Consider the following 22,878-nt stretch of genomic DNA (forward strand, 5'->3'; position numbering starts at 1 on the left):
CTCCCGGCAGGGGTGCGCCGCGCGCGGCGCACCCCTGGGCGCGGGGTCAGTACCGGTAGTGCTTGATCATTGCCTGCAGGTCGGAGCCCATCCGGGCCAGGTCCGCGGTGGCGCGTTTGGCCTCGGCGATGCCGTCGGCGACGCCCTGGGCGGCCTGCGACACCCCGGCGAGGTTGGCGGCGATCTCGCCCGATCCGGTCGCCGCGTCGGACACGCTGCGGTTGATCTCGCTGGTGGTGGCGGTCTGCTCCTCGACCGCGCTGGCGATGATCGTCTGGTACTCGTTGATCTTGTCGATGACCTGGGTGATCTCCGCGATGGCCGAGACCGCGCCCTGGGTGTCGTTCTGGATGGCGGTGATGCGCACGGAGATGTCCTCGGTGGCCTTGGCGGTCTCCTGGGCGAGGTCCTTGACCTCGCCGGCGACCACGGCGAAGCCCTTGCCGGCGTCACCGGCGCGGGCGGCCTCGATGGTGGCGTTCAGCGCCAGCAGGTTGGTCTGTTCGGCGATCGAGGTGATCACCTTGATGACGTTGCCGATCTCCTGCGACGACTCGCCGAGCCGGCTGATGCTGTGGTTGGTGGACTCGGCCAGTTGCACCGCGTTGGTGCCGACCTGGGCGGCCTCGTTGGCGTTCTCGGCGATCTCCCGGATGGACATGCCCATCTGCTCCGAGGCGGCGGCGACGCTCTGCACGTGACCGGCCACGTCGTCGGCGGCGTGGTTGACCACCCCGACCTGGGCGCTGGCCTGCTCGGCGTTGTCGGCCACCAGCTCGCCGGTGGCCGACAGCTCCTGGGAGGCGGAGGCCAGCGCGTCGACGCTGTCGGCGACCGCCTGTACGAGTACCAGCTTGCTGGCCAGTTCGTCGTTGAGCGTCTCGGCCAGGGCCGACAGTTCCCTGGTCCCCGCCGGGGTGAGCCGGAAGGTCAGGTCGTCGGCGTCGCGGGCGCGCAGCGCGTCGGTGTAGGCGACGATGACGCGGCCGACCTTGGACTGCAGCAGGTACAGCACGGCCCCCATGGCCAGGGGCAGCAGCACGGCGAGGGCGATCAGCAGCCCGACCGACAGGCCGGTCTTGGTGGTGGCCCCGTCGACGGCCCGCGCCGACCGCTCGTTGAGGATCTTCTGGAACTGCTCGATCGGCCCGGTGATGACCGCCTTGTTGGCGGCGTAGGTGGCGTCGAACATGATCGTACGGGCGGTGTCGCGCTGGGCGGCCGGGCTCAGGGCCGCGTCGGCGGGGCTGAGGGTGGTCTCGGCGATCGCGGGCGGCATGTCGGCCGTGGCCGTCCCGGCGGCCTCCAGGACCAGCCGCTGGGAGCGGGACTCGGTCTTGACCAGCGCGTCGGAGTTGGCCTTGGCCTGGTCGATGAGGGCGAACTCCTGGCTGGTGGCGCCGAGCTCCTTGAGCTGCGCCAGGACGTTGTCGCGGGTCTTGGTGACCGTGATCTCGGTCCAGTACTTGTTCAGGTGGGTGCGGTCGCCGGTGGCCGCGTACAGGCGGGCCTCGTTGGTGAGGTAGTCGGAGGCGGCCTGCAGTTGCAGGCCGAGCGCCTTGAACCGGGCCTGCCGCTCGAATGCCCGCTTCTCGGCGCCGACGGCCGAGGTGACCAGCGTGACGGCGAGGACCAGCAGGCCGGTGAACCCGGCCAGGGTGCCGATGGCGGCCTTGTTGATGGTGGCTTGCCGCAGTGCCCGGTGGCGGGATGGGGACGACATGGAGCTGAGCCCTTTCGCGTCGGCGCGTCCCGCCGGGTCCGGCGAGTTACCGGTCGATCGACCCGGGCCGGGCGGCCCCTGAAGGTTCACCGGCCGGTGTCCACTCCTCGGGAATTTCCTAGGATGCTCTACAGGGTGTACGCCCGCCCACAGCGCCCGGCGCACACCAAAACCCTTAAAAGGAAGCGCCGACCACCCCTCCTGGCTTGGTTTCGCACGGGGCAGTGGCATAGCGCGAACGGGCCGTGGGGGCGCTGGTTTCCGCCGGATGTGGCGCGCGCCACATGGTCGGGAGGACGTTGTCCGGTCCCGAACCCTCATGGGCGGCGCGCGCGGGCCGACCGTGGTGATGTGCGGCGCGGGATGGCCGCGCGGAGGGCTCGCGATCGGCTCGCTTGAGCCGCGCTTGAGCTTGCTTGAGCTGTGCTTGACCTGTGCAACCGGGCCGCAACCGACAGCGACCGGATGCTGCACCCAGCGTCCCGAAAAGTCTCCCCTGTCAGCCGCTGAGCCGTCACGGCGACGGACCTGAGGGGAAACATGATGACCGCAGCTTCCACGACGAAGACCGTCACCCGCGAGCAGGAGCTCCTGATCCGCGAGAACATGCCGCTGGTCGGCCACATGGTCCGCGAGATGCTCTTCAAGGTTCCGGCCCACGTACACCGTGACGACCTGGCGTCGGCCGGGTACGCGGCACTGGTCACCGCCGCGCAGGCCTTCGACGCGAGCCGCGGCATCCCGTTCGGCCGGTTCGCGGCGGTGCGGGTCCGGGGGGCGCTGCTGGACGAGCTGCGGAGCATGGACTGGGCGAGCCGGTCGGTGCGGGCGCGGGCGCGCCGCGCGGACGTGGCGCGGCAGGAGCTGACGACGCAGCTGGGCCGTATGCCGAGCGCGACGGAGCTGGCCGAGCTGCTGGGCGTGGGCGTGAACGAGCTGGCGCACATCGAGGACGACGTGCAGCGGGCGGCGGTGCTGTCGCTGCAGGGGTTCGCGGCGGGTACGGCCGAGGACATGGTGACCGACGCGGCGATGACCCCGGAGGAGATGCTGCTGCACCGTGAGCGGCTGGGTTACCTGCACGACGCGGTGTCGGTGCTGCCGGAGCGGCTGCGTTTCGTGGTGGAGTCGTCGTTCCTGCAGGAGCGGCCGCTGTCGGAGGTCGCCGCGGAGCTGGGCGTGACGGAGTCGCGGGTCTCGCAGCTGCGGACCGAGGCGCTGGCGCTGCTGCGCGACGGGCTGACCACGCACATGGAGCAGCAGGAGGTGGCGGCGGCCAAGGACGGTTGCGTGGCGCGGCGCCGGGCGGCGTACGCGGCGCAGATCGCGGGGCGCAGCACGATGGCGACGCGTCTGGCGGTGACCGACGCGCAGGGCATGAAGGTGGCGGTGGCCGCCTGAGGCGGTTAGTTCGGCGGTAGCGGCCGTCGCGTCCCGGGGTGGGGGCGCGGCGGCCGCCGTCGTTTCCGGGTGCGGGCGCCCGGCGTGTCCCGCGGTGGCGGGTGGCGGGTGCTTTGGCAGCATGGGCGCATGTCTCTGGTACCGCGGCAGGCGGGTGGGCTCGCGCGGGGGGGCGGCGCGGAGCAGGTCACGGAGGCGTGGCTGGCGAACCGGCGGTTGTCGGAGCACACGCGGGCGGCGTACCGGCGGGATGTGGCGGGGTGGCTGGGGTGGTGTGCGGCCCGGGAGTTGGATCCGCTGCGGGCGTCCTTTCTGGAGGTGAACGCGTACGCCCGGGAGGTGGAGTCGCGGGTGGATCCGCGTTCGGGGCGGCGGTTGTCGGCGGCCACGGTGGCCCGCAAGTTGTCCGGCGTGTCGAGCTGGTACGACTTTCTGGTGAAGGTGGGGGCGGTGCAGGCGAACCCGGTCGGGGGAGCGGATCGCCCGTACGTGTCGCGGGACCATTCGGCGACGGTGGGGTTGTCGGCCGAGCAGGTGGACGCGGTGCTGGCGGCGGCTGAGGCGGAGCAGGGCGCGGCGGCGGTGCGGCACCGGGCGATGGTGACGGTGCTGGCGGAGCTGGGGCTGCGGGTGGGTGAGCTGGTCGGCCTGGACGTGGGGGATGTGGGTGCCGAGCGGGGGCATCGCACCGTGCGGTTCGTCGGCAAGGGTGGGCGGCCGCGGCGGCGGGTGTTGACGCCGGGTGCGGCGGCGGCGCTGGACGCGTATCTGGCCGTGCGGCCGGCGGGTGCGCAGGGGCCGCTGTTCGTGACGGCCTCGGGTGCGCGGGTGGATCGGCATGCGGTGTTCCGGCTGGTGCGGCGGCTGGCCCGGGCGGCGGGTGTGGACGGGTGGGAGCGGTTGTCGCCGCATTCGCTGCGGCACGCGTTCGCGACCTCGGCGCGCGCGGAGGGGGTGCCGTTGGAGGATGTGCAGGACGCGCTGGGACACGCGGATCCGCGGACCACCCGTCGGTATGACCGGGACCGCCACAACCTGGACCGGGACCCGGCGTACACGTTGGCGGCCGCGCGGGTCCGCCGCGCCGGGCTTTGACCGACCCCCTATTCTCGACCGGTTGCCGGTCGGTTCAGGGGACGGGGTTGGGTTGAACATCTTCGAAGCGGTGCTGCTCGGTGCGATCGAGGGCATCACCGAGTTCCTGCCCATCTCGAGTACGGGCCACCTGACGATCGTGGAGAAGTTGCTGGGTTACCAGCTGGACGATCCGGACATCGTGGCGTTCACGGCGATCATCCAGTCGGGTGCGGTGCTGGCGACGACGATCTTCCTGCGGCGTGACATCGCACGGATCGTGCCGGCGTGGTTTCGGGGTGTGTTCAGTAAGGATCGGCGTGACGACGCGGACTACCGGTTCGGGTGGGCGGTGATCCTGGGGTCGATCCCGATCATCCTGGTGGGTTTCGCGTTCAAGGACACGATCGAGACGACGTTGCGCAGCCTGTGGTTCGTGGCGGCGTCACTGATCCTGTTCAGCGCGGTGATGGCGTTCGCGGATCGCGCGGCGACGCAGGTGCGCCACGAGGACGACGTGACCTGGAAGGACACGCTGATCATCGGGGTGACGCAGTGTCTGGCGCTGGTTCCGGGGGTGTCGCGGTCGGGGGCGACGATGTGCGCGGGTCTGCTGCGCGACTTCGACCGGGTGACGGTGACGAAGTTGTCGTTCTTCCTGTCGATTCCGGCGTTGCTGGGGGCGACGGTGCTGCAGACGGTGAAGGAGGCGGGGAACATCTCCGCCGGGGTGGGCTGGGGGCCCACGATCGTCGCGACTCTCACGAGTTTCGTGGTGGGTTACGCGGCGGTGGCGTGGCTGCTGAAGTTCATCTCGAAGCATTCGTACAGCATTTTCATCGCGTACCGGCTGGTGCTGGGGGCGCTGCTGATGGTGCTGTTGGCGACGGGCGCGATCGAGGCGAAGTGACCCGATGATCTCGGCGGCGGTCAGCCGTGGGGTGGGGTGCGGTGGCCGTGGACCGTGTGGCGGCCCAGGCGGATCATCAGGTATGGGTGGTTGAGGTCCGGCATGGCGTGGCGTAGGGTCTCGCGGGCTCGGGTCTGCTCGATCGGTGCGCTGAACGGCAGTACCGACACGCTGAGCTGGGTGGCGACCAGCCAGCCCGCGGAGAGCGCCTCGCCGGCGCGCAGCCAGTCGATGTCGTGATCGCCGCGGCCGTGCAGTACGGCGAAGGTGGCCGCCCGGTCGTGTTCTCCGTGCCGGGTGGGCAGGCGCATCTGGTCGGCGGCGCCCGCGATCCGGCCATCGCCGGTCCACAGTGCGAGTTGTTCGTGCCATTGCGCCTCGGCGGGTTCGACGTGCTCTGCGTGGGCGGCCGCCACCGCGAGCCCGAGAATCTCGTCCGGGCGCATAGTGTGCAGGCTGATGTCATGCGAGGTAAATGCCTGGCTGATGGTCCGCAGGTCCGATGGCTCGATCGGGTCGCCGGTGACCGGGCGCAGGTCGGTGTGCCGCTGCCGGATGGTCCGTGCCAGCCGGGCGGTGCCGGGGCTTACCGGGGCGGACTCGTCGATGTGCAGGTGCGCCACGTGTTCCGGGGGTGCGGATTCAGGTTGGCGGTGGACGGTGACCCGCCAGCCGCGGGCGGCCAGGGTGAGGCGGGCGTGGTGCAGGGCGGCGCCGCAGCTGATCATCGCGAGGTGCCCGGTGGGGTCGTTTACGCCGATCATGCGCGCGGGGTCCAGGAACAGGTCCATGCCGTCACTGGTCAGGCGCCATCGCCACGGTTGCGTGTTGTGGGCCGAGGGCGCGTGTCCGGCGGCGACGGCGGCACGGTACAGGGCTTCGGTCAAGATCCTTGAGCTCACCGGACGCGCCGGGCGCAGCGTGTCCGGGGTCATCGGATGGCCTGCCGCCGGGGCGGCGCGAGCTCGCCCTCGTCGTCCCGGGTGTGCTCGGCTGTCTGGGGGTTCGGGGTGCTGACGGTCCGCGGGATGTGCTGGGCGTGCACGAGGTTGTCGGTGGTGGCGGCGAGGATCATCGCGGCGTCCGCGGCGCCGTCGGCGGTGTGTGAGGGGACGATCAGCAGGTCGACGCGGTCGCCGTTGGCGCAGAGCGCGGTGAGCAGGTTGGCGGGTTGGCTGGCGAAGTAGCCCAGGCGCAGTACTCGTCCGGCTACGCCGAGGCGTCTGGGGTGGGTGTCCCAGCCGGCCGCGCTCAGCACCAGTCGGGTGATCGGTCCCCGGACGGTGTCGATGGCCAGGACGAGACCGGGCAGCTCGGCGACGGGGTCGGTCGAGCGCGGCCACCAGCCGCCGTCCAGCAGGGTACGGGGCGAGCCGGTGGGTTCCATCCGCAGTCGGGGATTCGATGGCGCTGACAGCGAGACGATCGTCATGCGGTTACGGGCGTACGGGGTCGTGGGCATGGCGAGTCCTTCCCGCCCGTCGCCGGTGTCTGCAGTCGACTCCGGCGACGGGTCAGGGTTGGGGGAGCGGTGGTCAAGGAGTGCCCGACAAATGCCACGGGCGGCGGCCGTCGCAGGCGTGGGTGGCGGTACAGGCGGCACCCGTACGGGTCGCAGGCAGCCGGTTGGCGCTCGCCCTCCCGGTCGGCGCGGCCGCGGCGGTGTCCGTCGGAGCGGTCCGCACGCGGCGAAGATCACTGAACACGGCGTCCCCCTGGTGATTGAGCCGGTGTGGCGGTCACCTCAAAGGTGGGATGTCGTCGGTTCCGGAATAACCCCACCGTACGCCTGTTCGGTGCTGCGAAACGGTTTCCCGGGGTACCACTTTCCGCCGGCCGGAAGGGGGCCGCTGCGGGCCTGCGCCGCCGAGGAGGCAGCGCCCAGGGCGGAGCGAGCGGTTACCACCGGCTGTTCGCGCAGGTCAGAGCCGGCGACCTGCACCGGGGAGTATCCGCAGGGCGCTACAGGACCGCTCCGCGCGGCGCCACCTCCATGGCGGCGACCCCCCTGCCGAACAGCACCACGAGTCGATCACCGTGCCGGCAGCGAAGCACTCCGGAATCCCGGGCCAGCGTCGAGACAGCACGCTCAACAAGATCGTCGTCGTCGACGGCGTCGGCGTCCTCGAACGTGATGTCCATACGTTCACCGCCGGTGAGCCGGACACGCAGCACTATCGTCGCCATGACCTTCAACCTAGACCCCGCTGGCGTAAAGAGGCGCGCCGTCCGCCGGTCGGCGGGGGTGCAGGTGTCCGGGATGTGCGCCCCGGTGGCGGTTCAGGCCGGCAGGTTCAGGGCGGCGCGGGCCAGGTCCAGGGCGGTCTGCGGCGCCACCCCCAGCGCGGCGGTGTCCGCCGCGTAGCGTTGCGCGAGCCGGTGCGCCTGTTCGGGTACGCCGGCGGCGCGGGCCGTGACCAGGGTGCCGAGCCGGCCCCGGGTCTGCACGAGTCCGGCCTGTTCCAGCTCCCGGTACGCGCGGGCCACCGTGTTGGTGGCCAGCCCCAGGTCGGCGGCGAGTTGCCGTACCGGGGGCAGGCGCGTCCCGGCGGGCAGGTCACCGGCGGCGGCCAGCGCGGCGATGCGGGTCCGTACCTGCTCGTACGGTGGCACCGGTGACGCCGTGTCGATGGCGATGTCCATGGGCGCGTCCCTCGGGTGTGTTCAGATCAGCCGGGGCGCGACGTTGCCCGCGGCCTGGATGGCGCGGCGCATCGGCACCATCGCCAGCAGGATCCCACCGACGACGAAGAAGACGATCAGCGACACGATGCCAATGCGGTAGCTGTTGGTGAGCTGATACACCACCCCGAACGCCAGCGGGCCGAGCCAGCTGGTGCCCTTGTCACTGATCTCGTAGAAGCCGTAGTACTCGCCTTCGCGTCCCGCCGGGATGAGCTGGCTGAACAGTGACCGGCTCAGCGCCTGGCTGCCGCCCAGCACCAGCCCGATCGCGACGCCCAGCAGCATGAACGGCACCGGCTCACCGGCCGGCAGCCAGTACGCGGCCAGCATCACCGCCAGCCACAGCGCGAGGCTGATCAGGATGGTCTTGCGGGCGCCGATGCGTTCGGCCAGCGCGCCCAGCAGCAGGGCGCCGCCGAACGCCAGGAACTGCACGAGCAGGATCGTGATGATCAGGTCGCCTTGCTGCAGCCGCAGTTCCTCGGTGCCGTACTGGCTGGCCAGGGCGATGACGGTCTGGATGCCGTCGTTGTAGATGAGGTAGGCCAGCAGGAAGAACAGTGTCAGCGGGTACGCGCGCAGCCCGCGCAGGGTGCGCCCGAGCTGGCGGAATCCGTCCAGCAGGACGTTGCCGCGCGCGGTGCGGGCCGCGGCGGGGGGATGTTCGCGCAGCCAGCGCAGCGGCAGCAGGGTGAACAGGCCCCACCACAGTCCGGCGGACACGATGCACCAGCGGGCGAGGTCGAGGGTGCGCTGGTGGTCGCCGTCGCGGCTGAACAGTTGCACCACGACGAGGTTGGCCAGCAGCAGCAGGCCACCGCCGAGGTAGCCGATGGCCCAGCCGCGGCTGGACACCCGGTCGCGTTCGTCGGGGCCGGCCAGTTGCGGCAGGAACGAGTTGTACACCACGACGGACGCGCCGAAGGCGATGTTGGCGATCAGGAACAGCAGGCCGCCGAGCAGGTAGCGCTCTCCGGTGACGAACGCGAACCCGGCGGTGGCGGTGGCGCCGGTGAACGCGGCGGCGGCCAGCAGCGGCTTCTTGCGGGCGCTGCGGTCGGCGACCGCGCCCATGATCGGCAGGACGACGACGGTGAGCAGCACCGACAGCGACACCAGGTACGGGAAGTAGGAGCCGGCGGCGACCGTGATGCCCAGGGGGTGGACCCGGCCGTGGCATTCGTCGGCGCCCAGCGGGCAGCCGGCCGCCTGTTCGGTGACGGTGGTCAGGAACGGCCCGAGGAACACCGTGATGACGGTGGTGGAGAACGCCGAGTTGGCCCAGTCGTAGAGGTACCAGCCGGTGCGTTCCCGGCGCCCGGCGGCCGGGGCCGCGGCGGTGTCGATGACGGCCATGACGTGCGCTCCAGCTCCTGCGGGCGGTGGTGAGCGCTCATGATGTCATCTGGGGCGCCGGTTCTCACGTGTCGTGACGCCACCATTTCGCCAGGGCGCTGGTGGCCGGGTCGTCGGAGTCGGCCAGCGCCGCCCACGGGTCGGCGCCGGGCGGCAGGTCGGTGGCGGCGTACGCGGCGAGCTCCGCCGGGTCGGGCTGTTCGGTGGGCAGGTGCACGGCGGCCGGGTCGACCAGGCCGAGGCTGCCGGTGTCGATCCACGGGAACCCGTCGACGGGTTCGGGTAGCGGCCCCACGTCGAGGACGGGCGGGAACACGCTGACCGCCTCGTGGCCGGTGTCGTCCCACGCGTCGGGGTCGGCGCCGACGTGGCCCAGCACGTCGGGGTGGGGGTCTTCGGCGTGTCCCGCGCCAGGTTCGTGTCCCGGGTCGTGTCCCAGGTCGTGGCCGCCGGCGTCGTGGTGGTATCCGGGGTCGTCGTGGCCCAGGTCGTCGTGGCTCAGGTCGTCGTGCGCCGCGTCGGGGTCCCAGCCGTGGTCGTGGCCGAAGCCGGGGTCGAACACGTCCGGCAGGCCGAGGTCGTCGTCGTGGCCGCCCAGCGGACCCGGGTCGGAATGGCCGGGGTCATCGGGGAAGTCGGGCCACAGGTGGTCACTCATGAGGCGCTCCCGTCCGCGGGCGCTCGGTGCACCCTTTCCTGCTGTGCCTTGGTTGGCGTGCGCTCGCTCATGCGCGCGTCGTCTCCTCTGCCTCGGCCGGGGCGGGGGTCAGGGCCCGGGCGCGGGCCAGCACGTCGTCGACCGCGGCCAGCCGGGCCCGGATCGCGTCGTGGTCGGCCTGCGCGCCCGCGCGGCGGCGGGCCCGCCCCGCGGCGTCGGTCGCGGCGGCGGCGTCGATGTCCGCGATGTGCGCGTCCAGTTCCCGCAGCCGCCGTTCGACCGCCTCGTCGACGGCGACGCTGAGGGCGTACTGCAGGTCGGTGAAGCGGAACGAGATCTCGTCGGTGAGCGCCGCGCGGGCCTCGGTCAGCACGTCGCGCAGCCACGCCCGGGCCTGCTGGCGGTCGGTCTGCACCCGCCGCCGGTACAGCACGTACCCGCCGGCGGCCAGGCCCAGCCCGATCCCGGCGACCGGGATGAGCAGCCCGCCCGAGGCGAGGGTGCCGGCGCCGAGCACGCTGGCACCCAGGATGGCGCCGCGCCCGGCCATGAACGCGATCCCGCCGGCGGACAGGGCGATGAGCAGGTTGTCGCCGGAGCCCTCGCGGGGCGGGCCGGCGGACAGGGTGTGTCGCAGGGTGGCGTTGAGCCGGGCCAGCACCTGTTCGAGTTCCCCGTCGTCGAACACCTGCGCCAGCACGACCGCGCCGACCTGCCGGAACGTGTCGTGCAGGTCCTGCGACAGCCGTACGGCGACGGCCTGCAGTTCGGTGTCGACGGTCTGCGGCAGCGCGGCCAGCCCATCGCGGCCGAGCCGGTCGACGCGTTCGCCGAGCCGCTGCTGCACGTCGGCGATCTGGGTGCGCAGCGACCCGACGACCTCAATGCGGGCCCGCTGCGTCTCGGTGTTCAGCAGCAGCGCCCACTGCCGGGACTCGGTGCGTTTGCGGGCGGCCAGCGCGGCGCGTTGCGCGCGGACGGCGGCCAGCTGCGCCGGGTCGGCCTCGGTGGCCTGCAACCGGTCCCGCGCGGCGTGGTCGAGGCGGGCGAGTTCGCCGCGGGCGGCGCGCAGCACGTTGGCCTGCTGCAGGTGCTGCCCGCGCCCGGCCAGGTCGATGAGGGCGTGCTGCAGTTCGGCGATGCGGGACGCCTCCACCAGGGCGGCGGCCGCGTCCGGGGTGGCCAGTGCCGCCTCGGCCAGCCGCGCCGACACCGGATACCAGCCGGCGTCGGCGAAGCGGGGGGCGTGGGTGCGCAGCAACGCCCGGTTGTCCGCGAGGACCCGCCGCCACCCCGCGAACGCGTCGATCTTGGTGAGGGTGAACACGACGGCGTCGACGCGGGCGCTGGCCTCGGCGAGGAACGCGAGTTCCGGCTGCGACAGCGGGGCGGACGCGTCCGCGGCGAACAGCAGCGCGGTGGCCCGCTGCACCGCGTCGAGCGCGACCGTCGCGTGTGCGGGGTCGAGGCCGCCGACGCCCGGCGTGTCGACCAGGCTCAGGTACTGCAGCAGCGGGGCGGGGTGGGTGAGTTCGACGCGGCGGGCCTGCCCGTCACCGCTCGCCCACGCGGTCAGGTTCGCCGGGTCCACGTCGACCGGTTCGCTCGCGCCGGCGGGCCACGCCCGCGCCGCGTACGGGCCGGGCCCGATGTGCAGGTAGGCGCTGGTCGCCACGCCCGCGTCCACCGGCGACAGGCCGGGCACCCCGAGCAGCGCGTTCACCAGCGAACTCTTGCCCCGTTTCGTCTCGCCGACCACCACGACGGCGGGGCGGGTCAGCTGGGTACGGTGCAGCTCGGCCAGCTCCGCGCCCGCGTCCGGGTCGGCGGCGCGCACGAAGGCGAGGGTGTCGCGGACCGCGGTGTCCAGCGCGGCGGCCAGCGCCCGCCCGGTCACCGGGCCGCCCCCTGCACGGCCTGGGCGAGCAGGTGGAAGCCGCGGTGCGCGACCTGCGCCACCCGCGCCTGGGCGGGGCCCGCACCGGCGACCGCGTACGTGCGCCACCGGTGCGCGGCGCGGACCGCCGCGTCGGCCAGTTCGCCGGGGGCCGCGCCGGGCAGCCCCAGGATCACCCGCGGGTCCTCGGAGGTGGCCAGGGCGATCAGTTCCTGCTCCCACGGCGGGGGCAGCGCCACCACCCCGGACGCGACGCGCTGCGCCGCGGCCAGCAGCCGCAACCGGTGGTAGGCGGGGTCGCGCAGCAGCACCTCCACGGCGTCGCGCAGCGCGTCGCGCTCGACCCGGGTGGCGGCGCGCCCGGCGAGGCGGTCCAGCCGGCTCAGCGCCCAGCCCGCCTTGATCGCGTCGGAGCGCCAGCGCAGGGTCTGGTCCACAGTGCTCTGCAGGTGCGCGAAGCCGGAGATCTGGGCGAGGCGGCGTACCAGCTCGCCGGTGCTCAGGTGCGGCTGCGCCGCGAACTGGGCCACCGCGTACCCGATGCCGTACAGGTCGAGCAGGCCCAGCAGCCGTTCCCGGCGGGGCGCGTCCAGCGGGCCGGGCCGGGTACGGAACAGGTCCACCGAGGCCAGCAGCACCGCCAGCTCCCCGGCCGGCACGGCGGCGAGTTCGCGTAGGGCGGCGCAGTCGGCGGTGGTGAGCCGGCCCGCCTGCGCGGTCTCGGCCAGCAACCCCACCACCGGGACGACGTCGGCGACGGTACGGGCCAGCAGCGTCGCCTGCTGGCGGGCCAGCGGCTGCGCGAGCGGCCACGGGTCGGCGGCCCCGCCGGTCAACGTGTCGACCTTCGCGAACACGCCCAGCGCGTTGATCGGGCTGCTGGCCAGCCGCGCCGTCGCCGCCCGGAACGCGTCGAGGGCCTGCACGTCGTCGGCGCGGACCGCCTGGGTGAACACGTACACGACCGCCTCGGCGGCGGCGACCTCGCCGCTGCTGCCCGCGTCGATGCCGTCGTCGAACGGGGCCGCCACCACGGACTCGGCGCGTTCGCGCAGCCGGCTGTCGGCCGACGCCAGGCCGGGCGTGTCGACGACGGTCAGTTCCCGCAGCCGCTCACTGGTCAGGGCCACGTCGAGGTACGCGATCCGGTCGGCGTTCACGCCGAGCCGTGGGGGGATCATCCCGGTGTCGGACAGGGGCAGGGTGTGCCGGCTGCCGTCGCGGGTCACCACGTCGACGCGGTCGGCGGGCCCGTACCGGAACCGGGTCACCACCCGGGTGCACTCGCCCGCCGCGGTCGGCGCGACCCGCCGGCCGATCAGCGCGTTGACGAGTGTCGACTTTCCGGCTTTCAGGCGGCCCGCGATGGCCACCCGCAGCGGCTCACCGAGCCGGACGTGGATCTGTTGTACCTGGCCACCGACGTCCGGGCCGACCCGTGCGACGATGTCGTCACACAGTGCCGCCATTCTGGTGCAGAGCGGACCGGTCATGACGACTCGTCAGCGCAGCCGGCCGTCAGCGACAATGTCCTGGCCGCGACCGTCGTCCACCACCATGATCCGGTAAGTCCTTCCCGCCCGGGCAGGACGGGACGCCTGCCGCAGCACCCACACTACGGATCGGGACGCACAGCGTGGATCCCGTGTTCGTGCCAGCCCCGGCACGGGCACCGGCCACGCATCGGGGAGGACGCGGTGCCGCAAGACCTGGCCGCCGTGGCCGCCGGCCACCTGCGCCGCCCGGGCCTGGTCGTGGTCGCCGGGCCACCCGGCGCCGGACGCAGCACCGTGCTGCGCCGCCTCGCCGAGGCCACCCCGGGTGCCGTGCACACCGGGGGAGGGCTGGCGATGCTCACCGCCGTGCCCGCGCTGGCCCTGTCACGGGCGGTGCGGGCCCGGCTGCCCGCCCACGACATCCCCCTGCTGGCCGAGGCGGTCCGCTCCCGCGTCCGCGGCGGCCTGCTGATCCTCGACGACCTGCAGTACGCCGACGCGGCCACCCTCGCCGCGCTGCCGTTGCTGGCCGCGCACTGCCGGGTCGCGGTGGGCCTGCGTACCCCGCACCGGCTGACCTCCGACGCCGACGCCGCCCTGCGCGCCGCCGCCGCGGCGTGGCTGACGGTGCCGCCGCTGGAGCCCGCCGCCGCCGCCGACCTGGCCCGGCGCACCGCCACCCTGGACCCCGGCACCCTCGACGCGGTCGTGGCCCGCGCCGGCGGCAACCCGTTGGCCATCGTCGCGCTGGCCCGCCAGGCGGGCACCGGCCGCGGCGCCCCCGGCGCCGACATCGACCAGGTCGCGTACGCGATCGCGGCGGCCCTGGCCGACCTGCCCCGCCCCGCCCGTACCGCGCTGGCCGCGCTCGGCCTGCTCGGCCGGCCCGCCCCCGCCGCCCTGCTCGGCCCGGGCGCCGCGGACCTGCTGGCCGCCGGGCTGGCCGCCGACACCGCGGCCGGGCTGCAACCCACCTCCGGGTACGTCGCCGAGACCGCCGCCGGGCTGCTCGACGGCGCCGCCCGCACCGAACTGCACCGGCGGCTGGCCGAACTGACCGCGCCCGCCGAAGCCGCCCAGCACCTCGCCGCCGCCGGTGACCTGCCCGCCGCGCACCGCCGCGCCCTGCAGGCCGCCGACCGCGCCACCGGCGCCGAACGGGCCGCGCTGCTGCTGTTCGCCTGCGACCTGCCCGGCATCATCGTCGACCCCCGGGTCCGGCTGGCCGCCGCCGACGCCGCCCTGGCCGCCGGGCGCCCCCACGCCGCCGCCCGCGTCCTGGACACCGGCGCGCCGCTGGGCGTCGAAGCGGACGTGCTGCGCGCCGAAGCCCTGCTGCAGGCCGGTGACCCCGCCGCCGCGCGGCGCGCCGCGCGGCCCGTACCCGATGCCGCCGCCGCGTCCGTGGTCGCGGCCCGCGACCGGATCCTGCTGCTGGCCGACCTCGCCACCGACCCCGGCCTGGCCACCGACACCGCCGACAAGATCACCGCCCGGCATCCGCACCCGCCGCCCGGCCTCGCCGCCGCCCTTGCCGCGGTCCGCGCCGCGCACCGCACCCCCGGCTGGGAGCACGACCTCGCGTCCAACGCCGCCGGCGGTGACCCGCTGACCGCCCGGTGGAGCGCCTGGCAACTGGTCGAACACCTCACCGCCGACGCCCGCCTCGCCGACGCCGCGGCGGTGGCCCGCGACGCCGCGGCCGCCTGCGCCACCGAGCTCGCCTACAGCTGGCAGACCCGCTTCGCGGCGGCCGCCGACTTCGCCGACGCGCTCGCCGGCGCCGCCGCCTCGCCGGCCGTGCCCGGCGCCACCGCCTCAGCGGCCGTGCCCGGCGGCACCGCCCCGCCGACCGTGCCCGGCGGCACCCCGGCACCGGCCGGGCTCGGCGAGGAACCCGACCCGTTCGCGTTCCCGGCCGGCGCGGACCCGGGCACCGCCGAGGGCGCCGACCCGGCCGACGTCATCCACCGCCGCGCCGCCGACCTCACCGACCGGAGCCTGCCGCCCGACGCGCGCGGCTACGCCACCGCCGCCACCGCCCTCGTCGAAGCCGACACCGGCCTGCTCGCCGCCGCCCGCGCCCGCCTCGCCGAACACACCGAGCATCCCGCCGCCGCGTGGGTCGCCCGCGAAGCCGCCTGGCTCGACGGGCAACCCGACCGCGCCGCGCAGCCACCCGCCGAGGGCAGGGGACTGCTCACCGGCCTGGACCACATCACCGCCCGGTGGGCCGCCCACGACCGGGGCGCCGCCCCACCCACCGGCATCCCGCGCGGCCTGCCCGGCCCCGCCCGGCGCACCCTCACCGCGTGGGCCACCGGCACCGGCTTCACCGCCGCCGCCGACACCTGGGCCGGCACCGCCGTACGCGAACAGGTCCGCTGCCTGCTGGCCGCCGGCGCCCACGAACCCGACCCGGGCCGGGCCGTGGCTGCCCTGCTGGCCGCCGAACAACTCGCCGACACCGCCGGGCTCACCGTGCTGGCCGGCCGGGCCCGCCGCGGCCTGCGCCGCCACCACGTCCACCGCGACACCCGCGGCCCCCGCTCCGGCACCCAGCTCACCGGCCGCGAAACCGACGTGCTGCGGCTGGTCGCGGCCGGCGAACCCACCCGCCGCATCGCCGGGCAACTCGGCATCTCCGCCGAAACCGTCGACACCCACATCCGCGCCGCCATGCGCAAACTGGGCGCGCGCACCCGGACCGAAGCGGCGGCGCTCGCCTTCGCCCACCCCGACGCCCAACCCCCGCGGGAGGACCGCCGGTGACCCGACAACCAGACGCCCCCCGGCACATCGTCGCCACCGCCGCCGACGCCGACGCCGTCCTGCGCCGCCTCACCCGCGCCGGCTGGACCGCCCGGCCGGGTTTCGCGCTGCCCGACCCCGCCTGGGACGTCACCGCCGCCCGGCTGGTGCTGCACGGCCGCATCACCGACAACGACACCCTGCAACTGGCCGTGCTGGCCGCCGCGCGCGGCGCCGGCATCGTCGCGGTCAGCGACACCGACAGCCCGGTCGGCCGGGCCCTGGTCGACGACCTCGCCCGCCTCGGCCCCCTGCAGCACGGCACCGGCGCCGACAGCACCGTCGCCGAACTCGTCCCCGAACAGCGCGCCCTGCTCGACCGGCTCGCCGCGGGGGAGACCATCGCCGCCGCGGCCGCCGCCGAATACCTGTCCCTGCGCACCGCGAACCGGCGCATCGCCGAGGCGCGGGCGATGTTCGGGGTACGCACCACCCGCGAAGCCGTCCTCGCCTACCTGCGCCAGCGCCGCGACGACACCGGCTAACCCGCGGCCAGCGCCTCGTCGGCGTGCGCGATGCGGGTCAGCTCCCGCCACAACACCACGACGAACACCGCCGAACCCACGAACGCGAACCAGAACGGCGCCGCCACCCCGAACCGGTCCGCCAGCACACCACCCAGCACCGAACCCGCCACCAGACCACCGAACGTGCAGACCGTGTTCACGCTGCCCACCCGGCCCTGCAGATGCTCCGGCACCGCCCGCTGCCGCACCGTGACCGACGTCGTACCCCAGATGAACGCGTGCGCGCCGAACACGAAGAACACCGCCGAGGCCACCCACGCCGACCGGGTCACCGCCAACACCAGATGGGTCAACGTCTCGATCACCAGACCGGCCCGCATCACATTGCCCAGACTGACCCGCCGGGTCAGCCACCCGTACATGCCCGTGCCCACCAGACCGCCCAGCGCCGACACCGTCGTGAGCAGACCGAAACCCACGGCGCCCAACCCCAGCTGCCGCGCCGCGTACAACACCAGCACCGACCACGCCGCCCCGAACGTCACGTTGAACACCAGGATCGTCAACGCCAGCGTCCGCACCGCCGCATGCCGCACCGTCCAGCGGAAACCCTCCACGATGTCGCGGCCCACCCCACCGGAACGCGCCACCCGGCCCGGCGCCGGCAGCACGATCCGCCACACCAGCAGCACACCCGCCACCACCAGCACGGTCTCCGCCACGAACGGCCACACCCGGCCCGCCGCGAACAACGCCGCCCCGACCGGCGGACCCACCAACTGGTTCAGCGTGATGAAACCCGTCTGCAGCCGGGCGTTGGCCACCACCAGGTCGTCGCGGCCGACCAGCGTCGGCGTCAGCGTCGCCACCGTGTTGTCCGCGAACACCTCCGCGGTGGCCAGCAGACCCAACCCCACCAGCGCACCCGCCACCGACAGCACCCCGGCCGCCAACGCCGCGACCAGCACGGCCAGCACCACCGCGCGCACCCCGTCGGCCACCATCACGATCCGCCGGCGGTCCAGCCGATCCGACAGCACCCCCGCCCACAGGCCGAACAGCAGCGGCGGCGCCCACCGCAGCAACGCCGCCAACGACACCAGGAACGCGTCCTGGGTCAACGACGCCACCAGCAACGGTCCCGCCGCGGCCGCCACACCGTCACCCAGGTTCGTCACCCACGCCGACGCCAGCAGCCACCGGAAGCCGGCACCCAACCGGGCCGGCACGAACGACTCCACAATTCCGGTCACGAATCCACGACCCTACGGCCGGCAACCCCACCGGTACACCGAATTGCGCCGCCGCCCCCACTCACCCCGGCCGGTCGGCGCGCCGGCGCACCCGCGACACATCCACCGGCCGCGTCGGATCCACGAACCGCGGCGCCCGCGGCTCATCGGCCCGCAACGGCGCCAACGTCACCGTGATCCCCTCCATGATCCGATCCGTGGCCCGCATCGCCCGCGCACCCGCCGACCCCGTCAACCCCGACAGGTCCACCGGCTCCCCGAACCGGACCCACACCACCGGCCGGCGCCACATCGCCCGCAGCACCGAACCCACGATCCCCGTCGGCGACGTGTACGGCAGCACCGCATGCGCCCCCCACTGCGCCACCGGCACCACCGGCGCCCCCGACATCGCCGCCATCCGCGCCACCCCCGTCTTACCGCGCTCCGGCCACATCCACGGATCCAGCCCGATGCGACCCTCCGGATACACCAGCACCGTCGAATTCGCCGCCAGCGCCGCCGCCGCGTCCGGCAGCGCCTGCGCCACCCGCGCCGTACGCCGATCCACCCGAATGTGCCCGCAGCGGCGCATCACCGCACCCACCACCGGCGCCTGGAAGATCCCACCCGTCGCCATGATCCGCGGCGCCAGCCCCACCACCTGACACGCCGCCGCCAACACGACCGGATCCACCGGACTCACATGATTGGCCGCCAGGATCAGCGGGCCACCCCGCAACCCGGGCGGCACCTCACCGGACACCCGCAGCCGGCACACCAGCGCCGCCAGCGGACGCGACACCCACAACAGCACCCGCCACAACCACGGCGCCCGCCACGACGTCTCCATCAGAGCGCCATGATCGCATGACGCCGCCGGGCGCACCTCACCCCGCGTCCCGCAACTCCGCCAGCCGCGCCTCCACCTCGGCCAACTGCTCCCGCAACCGCAGCGCCTGCCGCTCCGCCTCGGCCCGCTCCGCCGCCAGGATCTGCTCCACCGCCTCCCGCACCCCCGGCACATCCACCAGCGCCACCATCCGCAACGCCTCCGCCGGACGCACCACATACGGCCTGGCCAGCGCCTTCGCGCCCTGCTGCGCCGCCACCGTCCACTCGCCCTCGGCGTACGCCAACGTCACCGTCAACCCCGCCGGGGCCTTGGGCCGGGCCGCCTTGCCCGCCCCCTTACGCGCGGCCGGCACCACCGGCGCGGGGACAGGCGCCTGCGGGGCAGGGGAGGAGCGCACCGGCTTGTCGATCACAAACTCCGGCTCCGCCGGCGTCGGCGGCTCCGGCGGCGCGACGGGCACCCGACGACCCGCGCCCCGAGGCGCCACCCGCAGATCACCGGGGGAGAACGGCAACTCGTCGCGGCCGAACCGCACCACCAGCCAATCCTCCGACTCCGCCGGATCGGTCAGCCGCACCACCTGCCCCAGCTGACCCGCCATCTGACCCGCCGCCTCGGTGAACACCACCCGCGGCCGCCGGCCCGCCGCCACCGCCTCCCGGATCACCCGCAGATCCTGCTCACTCAACCCGCTCACCGCAGCCGCCACCATCGCCAACCCCCACCATTCGTACGCATGTTTGAATGCCGTCGTTTCTACCAGCCCACCCCGACAGAACCACGCACCCCACCCGCGCGCCACGCACCCGACCCGGGGCCGGTACTGGGCAACCACCGCCCCGACATGGCACGCTCGGCCACGTGACCAGCACACCGCAGGCGCAACGCCTGCGCGACCTCGCCCGGCTGCGCCGCGTCCGCGACCGCATCGACCGCGAATACGCCCAACCCCTCGACGTCGAAGCCCTCGCCCGCGGCGCCCACATGTCCGCCGGACACCTCAGCCGCGAATTCCGCCGCGCCTACGGCGAATCCCCCTACTCCTACCTCATGACCCGCCGCATCGAACGCGCCATGGCCCTGCTACGCCGCGGCGACCTCAGCGTCACCGAAGTGTGCTTCGCCGTCGGCTGCGCCTCCCTGGGCACCTTCAGCACCCGCTTCACCGAACTGGTCGGCATGCCACCCAGCGCCTACCGCACCCAGGCCGCCCACCCGGGCGCCGGCCTGCCCGCCTGCGTCGCCAAACAAGTCACCAGACCGATCAGGAATCGAGAAGCACGGGCCACCGAGCCGCAACTAGCGTGACCGGCATGGACATCACCATTCACGCCAGCTTCCTGCCCCACGACGACCCCGACGCCGCCCTCGCCTTCTACCGCGACACCCTCGGCTTCGAGGTCCGCAACGACGTCGGCCGCGGCGACCTGCGCTGGATCACCGTCGGCCCCGCCGACCAACCCGGCATCTCCATCGTCCTGCACCCACCCGCCGTCGACCCCGGCATCACCGACGACGAACGCCGCACCATCACCGAGATGATGGCCAAGGGCACCTACGCCGGCATCCTGCTGGCCACCAAGGACCTCGACACCACCTTCGAACGGCTCCAGGCCAGCGACGCCGACATCGTCCAGGAACCCACCGACCAGCCCTACGGGGTACGCGACTGCGCCGTGCGCGACGCCGCCGGCAACCTGATCCGCATCCAGCAACTGGGCTGACCCCACCGCGCGCGGCAGCAGGAACGCGGCAGCGACGATTTCCGCGCCGAGCGCGGCGCGAAGCTGATCAGATCAAGCCAGGCGACACCGACGGAGACCGCCCACAGGCGGCCCGCCTGACAGATGGAGACACGATGAGCAGGGCCACCAGGACAGCCAAGCCGCAGGCCACGCCGCACGCCGCCGACAGCCACGACCTGATCCGCGTCCACGGCGCACGCGTGAACAACCTCAAGGACGTCAGCATCGAGATACCGAAACGCCGCCTCACCGCGTTCACCGGCGTCTCCGGCTCCGGCAAGAGCTCCCTGGTCTTCGGCACCATCGCCGCCGAATCCCAACGACTGATCAACGAAACCTACAGCGCCTTCGTGCAGGGCTTCATGCCCACCCTCGCCCGGCCCGACGTCGACGTCCTCGACGGCCTCACCACCGCCATCATCGTCGACCAGGAACGCATGGGCGCCAACCCCCGCTCCACCGTCGGCACCGCCACCGACGCCAACGCCATGCTGCGCATCCTCTTCAGCCGCCTCGGCAAACCCCACATCGGCTCACCCCAGGCGTACTCGTTCAACGTCCCCACCGTGCGCGCCAGCGGCGCCATCACCGTCGAACGCGGCGAAGGCAAAACCAAGACCGAGAAGGCCACCTTCAACCGCCTCGGCGGCATGTGCCCCCGCTGCGAGGGCATGGGTGCCGTCACCGACTTCGACCTGACCGCCCTCTACGACGACAACCTGTCGCTCAACCAGGGCGCCCTCACCATCCCCGGCTACAGCATGGACGGCTGGTACGGCCGCATCTACCGAGGCTGCGGCTTCTTCGACCCCGACAAGCCGATCCGCAAATACACCAAGCGCGAACAGCACGACCTGCTCTACAAAGAACCCACCAAGATCAAAATCGAGGGCATCAACCTCACGTACGAAGGACTCATCCCCAAAATCCAGAAGTCCTTCCTCGCCAAGGACGTCGACGCCCTGCAACCCCACGTCCGCGCCTTCGTCGACCGCGCCGTGACCTTCACGACCTGCCCGGACTGCGAAGGCACCCGCCTGAGCAAGGAAGCCCGCTCCTCCAAGATCAAAGGCAAGAGCATCGCCGACGTCTGCGCCATGCAGATCAGCGACCTCGCCGACTGGGTCCGCGCCCTCAACGAACCCTCCGTCGCCCCACTCCTCAAAGGCCTGCAACACCTACTCGACTCGTTCGACCAGATCGGCCTCGGCTACCTCGCCCTCGACCGCCCCGCCGGCACCCTGTCCGGGGGAGAGGCCCAACGCACCAAAATGATCCGCCACCTCGGATCCTCACTCACCGACGTCACCTACGTCTTCGACGAACCCACCATCGGCCTACACCCCCACGACATCGAACGCATGAACCAGCTCCTGCTGCAACTACGCGACAAAGGCAACACCGTGCTCGTCGTCGAACACAAACCCGAAACCATCGCCATCGCCGACCACGTCGTCGACCTCGGCCCCGGCGCCGGCACCCACGGCGGCACCATCTGCTTCGAAGGCACCGTCGACGACCTGCGCGACAGCGACACCATCACCGGCCGCCACCTCGACGACCGCGCCACCATCAAAGAAAAGGTACGGCCACCCGCCGGCACCCTGCAGGTCCGCGGCGCCACCACCAACAACCTGCGCAACGTCAAGGTCGACATCCCGCTCGGTGTCCTCGTCGTCGTCACCGGCGTCGCCGGCTCCGGCAAAAGCTCCCTCATCCACGGCTCCGTCGCCGGACGCGACGGCGTGGTGGTCGTCGACCAGGGCGCCATACGCGGCTCGCGCCGCAGCAACCCCGCCACCTACACCGGACTGCTCGAACCGATCCGCAAGGCCTTCGCCAAGGCCAACGGCGTCAAGCCGGCCCTGTTCAGCTCCAACTCCGAAGGCGCCTGCCCCGCCTGCAACGGTGCCGGCGTCATCTACACCGACCTCGGCGTCATGGCCACCGTCGAGTCCACCTGCGAGGAATGCGAAGGCAAGCGGTTCCAGGCCTCGGTCCTGGCATACACCCTGGGCGGCAAGGACATCACCGAGGTCCTGGCAATGCCGGTAACCGAGGCCGTCGAATTCTTCGGCGCGGGGGAGGCACGCATCCCCGCCGCGCACAAGATCCTCGACCGGCTCGCCGACGTCGGGCTCGGCTACCTCAGCCTCGGCCAGCCGCTCACCACGCTGTCCGGCGGCGAGCGCCAGCGCCTCAAGCTGGCCACCCACATGGGGGAGAGCGGCGGCGTGTACGTCCTCGACGAGCCCACCACCGGCCTGCACCTCGCCGACGTGGAACAACTACTCGGACTGCTCGACCGCCTCGTCGACTCCGGCAAGTCGGTCATCGTCATCGAGCACCACCAGGCCGTCATGGCGCACGCCGACTGGATCATCGACTTGGGGCCGGGCGCGGGCCACGACGGAGGCCGGGTCGTCTTCGAAGGCGCGCCCGCCGACCTGATCGCCGAGCGGGCCACGCTGACCGGTCAGCACCTGGCGGCGTACGTGGGCGCCTGAGCGGTGCGGCGGGTCGGCGTCCCGCCGCACCGCCGGTGCGTCCAGGCCGCCGCACGCGCC

At 73.3% G+C, this 22,878-nt stretch carries 20 protein-coding genes; 8 read left to right on the forward strand and 12 right to left on the reverse strand.

Features of this window, described 5'->3' with window-relative positions:
• Nucleotides 1-46: 46 nt before the first annotated feature.
• On the reverse strand, nucleotides 47-1,723 hold the full coding sequence (locus EV385_RS30840) for a methyl-accepting chemotaxis protein (RefSeq protein WP_242625169.1): 1,677 nt from the start codon (nucleotides 1,721-1,723) through the stop codon (nucleotides 47-49).
• A 543-nt stretch (nucleotides 1,724-2,266) separates the two neighbouring features.
• Between EV385_RS30840 and EV385_RS30845 the strand changes: the two genes are divergently transcribed.
• The 3 genes from EV385_RS30845 to EV385_RS30855 all read left to right on the forward strand — a co-directional run bounded on the left by EV385_RS30845 (nucleotide 2,267) and on the right by EV385_RS30855 (nucleotide 5,108).
• On the forward strand, nucleotides 2,267-3,124 hold the full coding sequence (locus EV385_RS30845) for a sigma-70 family RNA polymerase sigma factor (protein ID WP_130512635.1): 858 nt from the start codon (nucleotides 2,267-2,269) through the stop codon (nucleotides 3,122-3,124).
• Between the two features lie 129 nt (nucleotides 3,125-3,253).
• Nucleotides 3,254-4,219, forward strand: coding sequence for a tyrosine-type recombinase/integrase (locus tag EV385_RS30850; protein WP_130512636.1), 966 nt, complete (start codon nucleotides 3,254-3,256; stop codon nucleotides 4,217-4,219).
• Nucleotides 4,140-5,108 carry an undecaprenyl-diphosphate phosphatase gene (locus EV385_RS30855; RefSeq protein ID WP_341273982.1) on the forward strand — a complete coding sequence of 323 codons (969 nt, stop codon included), beginning with the start codon at nucleotides 4,140-4,142 and terminating at the stop codon, nucleotides 5,106-5,108. The genes EV385_RS30850 and EV385_RS30855 overlap by 80 nt, the downstream gene beginning before the upstream one ends.
• 20 nt (nucleotides 5,109-5,128) lie before the next feature.
• On the opposite strand, the gene EV385_RS30860 is transcribed toward EV385_RS30855, so the two are convergent.
• The 8 genes from EV385_RS30860 to EV385_RS30895 all read right to left on the reverse strand — a co-directional run bounded on the left by EV385_RS30860 (nucleotide 5,129) and on the right by EV385_RS30895 (nucleotide 13,197).
• Nucleotides 5,129-5,995, reverse strand: coding sequence for a nitroreductase family protein (locus tag EV385_RS30860; RefSeq protein ID WP_130512637.1), 867 nt, complete (start codon nucleotides 5,993-5,995; stop codon nucleotides 5,129-5,131).
• A 44-nt stretch (nucleotides 5,996-6,039) separates the two neighbouring features.
• Entirely contained in the window at nucleotides 6,040-6,570 is a 531-nt protein-coding gene (locus tag EV385_RS30865; protein WP_130512638.1) for a DUF5994 family protein, read from the reverse strand.
• Nucleotides 6,571-7,070: 500 nt separating this feature from the next.
• Nucleotides 7,071-7,295, reverse strand: a complete 225-nt coding sequence (locus tag EV385_RS30870; RefSeq protein ID WP_130512639.1) for a hypothetical protein — start codon at nucleotides 7,293-7,295, stop codon at nucleotides 7,071-7,073.
• 93 nt (nucleotides 7,296-7,388) lie between these two features.
• Nucleotides 7,389-7,751, reverse strand: a complete 363-nt coding sequence (locus EV385_RS30875; RefSeq protein WP_130512640.1) for a GntR family transcriptional regulator — start codon at nucleotides 7,749-7,751, stop codon at nucleotides 7,389-7,391.
• 21 nt (nucleotides 7,752-7,772) lie between these two features.
• Nucleotides 7,773-9,149 carry an MFS transporter gene (locus EV385_RS30880; protein WP_130512641.1) on the reverse strand — a complete coding sequence of 459 codons (1,377 nt, stop codon included), beginning with the start codon at nucleotides 9,147-9,149 and terminating at the stop codon, nucleotides 7,773-7,775.
• Between the two features lie 64 nt (nucleotides 9,150-9,213).
• Complete coding sequence (locus tag EV385_RS30885; protein WP_130512642.1) at nucleotides 9,214-9,807, reverse strand: hypothetical protein; 594 nt, start codon at nucleotides 9,805-9,807, stop codon at nucleotides 9,214-9,216.
• A 67-nt stretch (nucleotides 9,808-9,874) separates the two neighbouring features.
• Nucleotides 9,875-11,704 (reverse strand): dynamin family protein, encoded by a 1,830-nt coding sequence (locus EV385_RS30890; RefSeq protein WP_130512643.1) that lies wholly within the window; start codon nucleotides 11,702-11,704, stop codon nucleotides 9,875-9,877.
• Nucleotides 11,701-13,197, reverse strand: coding sequence for a dynamin family protein (locus EV385_RS30895; protein ID WP_130512644.1), 1,497 nt, complete (start codon nucleotides 13,195-13,197; stop codon nucleotides 11,701-11,703). The genes EV385_RS30890 and EV385_RS30895 overlap by 4 nt, the downstream gene beginning before the upstream one ends.
• 204 nt (nucleotides 13,198-13,401) lie before the next feature.
• On the opposite strand from EV385_RS30895, the gene EV385_RS30900 reads away from it, so the two are divergent.
• Together EV385_RS30900 and EV385_RS30905 are read left to right on the forward strand one after the other, a co-directional pair.
• Nucleotides 13,402-15,972, forward strand: coding sequence for a LuxR C-terminal-related transcriptional regulator (locus tag EV385_RS30900; protein WP_130512645.1), 2,571 nt, complete (start codon nucleotides 13,402-13,404; stop codon nucleotides 15,970-15,972).
• Nucleotides 15,969-16,496 (forward strand): LuxR family transcriptional regulator, encoded by a 528-nt coding sequence (locus EV385_RS30905; RefSeq protein ID WP_130512646.1) that lies wholly within the window; start codon nucleotides 15,969-15,971, stop codon nucleotides 16,494-16,496. Before EV385_RS30900 ends, EV385_RS30905 begins: the two co-directional genes overlap by 4 nt.
• On the opposite strand, the gene EV385_RS30910 is transcribed toward EV385_RS30905, so the two are convergent.
• From EV385_RS30910 to EV385_RS30920, 3 genes are all read right to left on the reverse strand, one after another.
• The gene (locus EV385_RS30910) at nucleotides 16,493-17,731 is read right to left on the reverse strand and encodes an MFS transporter (protein WP_130512647.1); all 1,239 of its coding nucleotides are present in this window, start codon (nucleotides 17,729-17,731) and stop codon (nucleotides 16,493-16,495) included. The genes EV385_RS30905 and EV385_RS30910 overlap by 4 nt on opposite strands.
• A 61-nt stretch (nucleotides 17,732-17,792) precedes the next feature.
• Entirely contained in the window at nucleotides 17,793-18,563 is a 771-nt protein-coding gene (locus EV385_RS30915; RefSeq protein WP_130512648.1) for a lysophospholipid acyltransferase family protein, read from the reverse strand.
• 37 nt (nucleotides 18,564-18,600) lie between these two features.
• Nucleotides 18,601-19,278 carry a hypothetical protein gene (locus EV385_RS30920; RefSeq protein WP_130512649.1) on the reverse strand — a complete coding sequence of 226 codons (678 nt, stop codon included), beginning with the start codon at nucleotides 19,276-19,278 and terminating at the stop codon, nucleotides 18,601-18,603.
• Between the two features lie 149 nt (nucleotides 19,279-19,427).
• On the opposite strand from EV385_RS30920, the gene EV385_RS30925 reads away from it, so the two are divergent.
• The 3 genes from EV385_RS30925 to EV385_RS30935 all read left to right on the forward strand — a co-directional run bounded on the left by EV385_RS30925 (nucleotide 19,428) and on the right by EV385_RS30935 (nucleotide 22,818).
• Entirely contained in the window at nucleotides 19,428-19,874 is a 447-nt protein-coding gene (locus EV385_RS30925; RefSeq protein ID WP_242625170.1) for a helix-turn-helix transcriptional regulator, read from the forward strand.
• A 5-nt stretch (nucleotides 19,875-19,879) separates the two neighbouring features.
• Nucleotides 19,880-20,290 (forward strand): VOC family protein, encoded by a 411-nt coding sequence (locus tag EV385_RS30930; RefSeq protein ID WP_130512651.1) that lies wholly within the window; start codon nucleotides 19,880-19,882, stop codon nucleotides 20,288-20,290.
• Nucleotides 20,291-20,424: 134 nt separating this feature from the next.
• Nucleotides 20,425-22,818: an ATP-binding cassette domain-containing protein gene (locus EV385_RS30935; protein WP_130512652.1), complete on the forward strand. Its 2,394-nt coding sequence runs from the start codon at nucleotides 20,425-20,427 to the stop codon at nucleotides 22,816-22,818.
• Nucleotides 22,819-22,878: the final 60 nt, after the last annotated feature.

Origin of the sequence: Krasilnikovia cinnamomea (assembly GCF_004217545.1) — a bacterium.
Lineage (GTDB): Bacteria > Actinomycetota > Actinomycetes > Mycobacteriales > Micromonosporaceae > Actinoplanes > Actinoplanes cinnamomeus.

Coding starts and splice junctions, on each gene's coding strand:
- EV385_RS30840 (WP_242625169.1), bottom strand. CDS start 1,723: ATGTCGTCCCCATCCCGCCACCGGGCACTGCGGCAAGCCACCATCAAC.
- EV385_RS30855 (WP_341273982.1), top strand. CDS start 4,140: ATGACCGGGACCGCCACAACCTGGACCGGGACCCGGCGTACACGTTGG.
- EV385_RS30935 (WP_130512652.1), top strand. CDS start 20,425: ATGAGCAGGGCCACCAGGACAGCCAAGCCGCAGGCCACGCCGCACGCC.
- EV385_RS30885 (WP_130512642.1), bottom strand. CDS start 9,807: ATGAGTGACCACCTGTGGCCCGACTTCCCCGATGACCCCGGCCATTCC.
- EV385_RS30845 (WP_130512635.1), top strand. CDS start 2,267: ATGACCGCAGCTTCCACGACGAAGACCGTCACCCGCGAGCAGGAGCTC.
- EV385_RS30880 (WP_130512641.1), bottom strand. CDS start 9,149: ATGGCCGTCATCGACACCGCCGCGGCCCCGGCCGCCGGGCGCCGGGAA.
- EV385_RS30920 (WP_130512649.1), bottom strand. CDS start 19,278: ATGGTGGCGGCTGCGGTGAGCGGGTTGAGTGAGCAGGATCTGCGGGTG.
- EV385_RS30915 (WP_130512648.1), bottom strand. CDS start 18,563: ATGGAGACGTCGTGGCGGGCGCCGTGGTTGTGGCGGGTGCTGTTGTGG.
- EV385_RS30895 (WP_130512644.1), bottom strand. CDS start 13,197: ATGACCGGTCCGCTCTGCACCAGAATGGCGGCACTGTGTGACGACATC.
- EV385_RS30850 (WP_130512636.1), top strand. CDS start 3,254: ATGTCTCTGGTACCGCGGCAGGCGGGTGGGCTCGCGCGGGGGGGCGGC.
- EV385_RS30870 (WP_130512639.1), bottom strand. CDS start 7,295: ATGGCGACGATAGTGCTGCGTGTCCGGCTCACCGGCGGTGAACGTATG.
- EV385_RS30930 (WP_130512651.1), top strand. CDS start 19,880: ATGGACATCACCATTCACGCCAGCTTCCTGCCCCACGACGACCCCGAC.
- EV385_RS30865 (WP_130512638.1), bottom strand. CDS start 6,570: ATGCCCACGACCCCGTACGCCCGTAACCGCATGACGATCGTCTCGCTG.
- EV385_RS30875 (WP_130512640.1), bottom strand. CDS start 7,751: ATGGACATCGCCATCGACACGGCGTCACCGGTGCCACCGTACGAGCAG.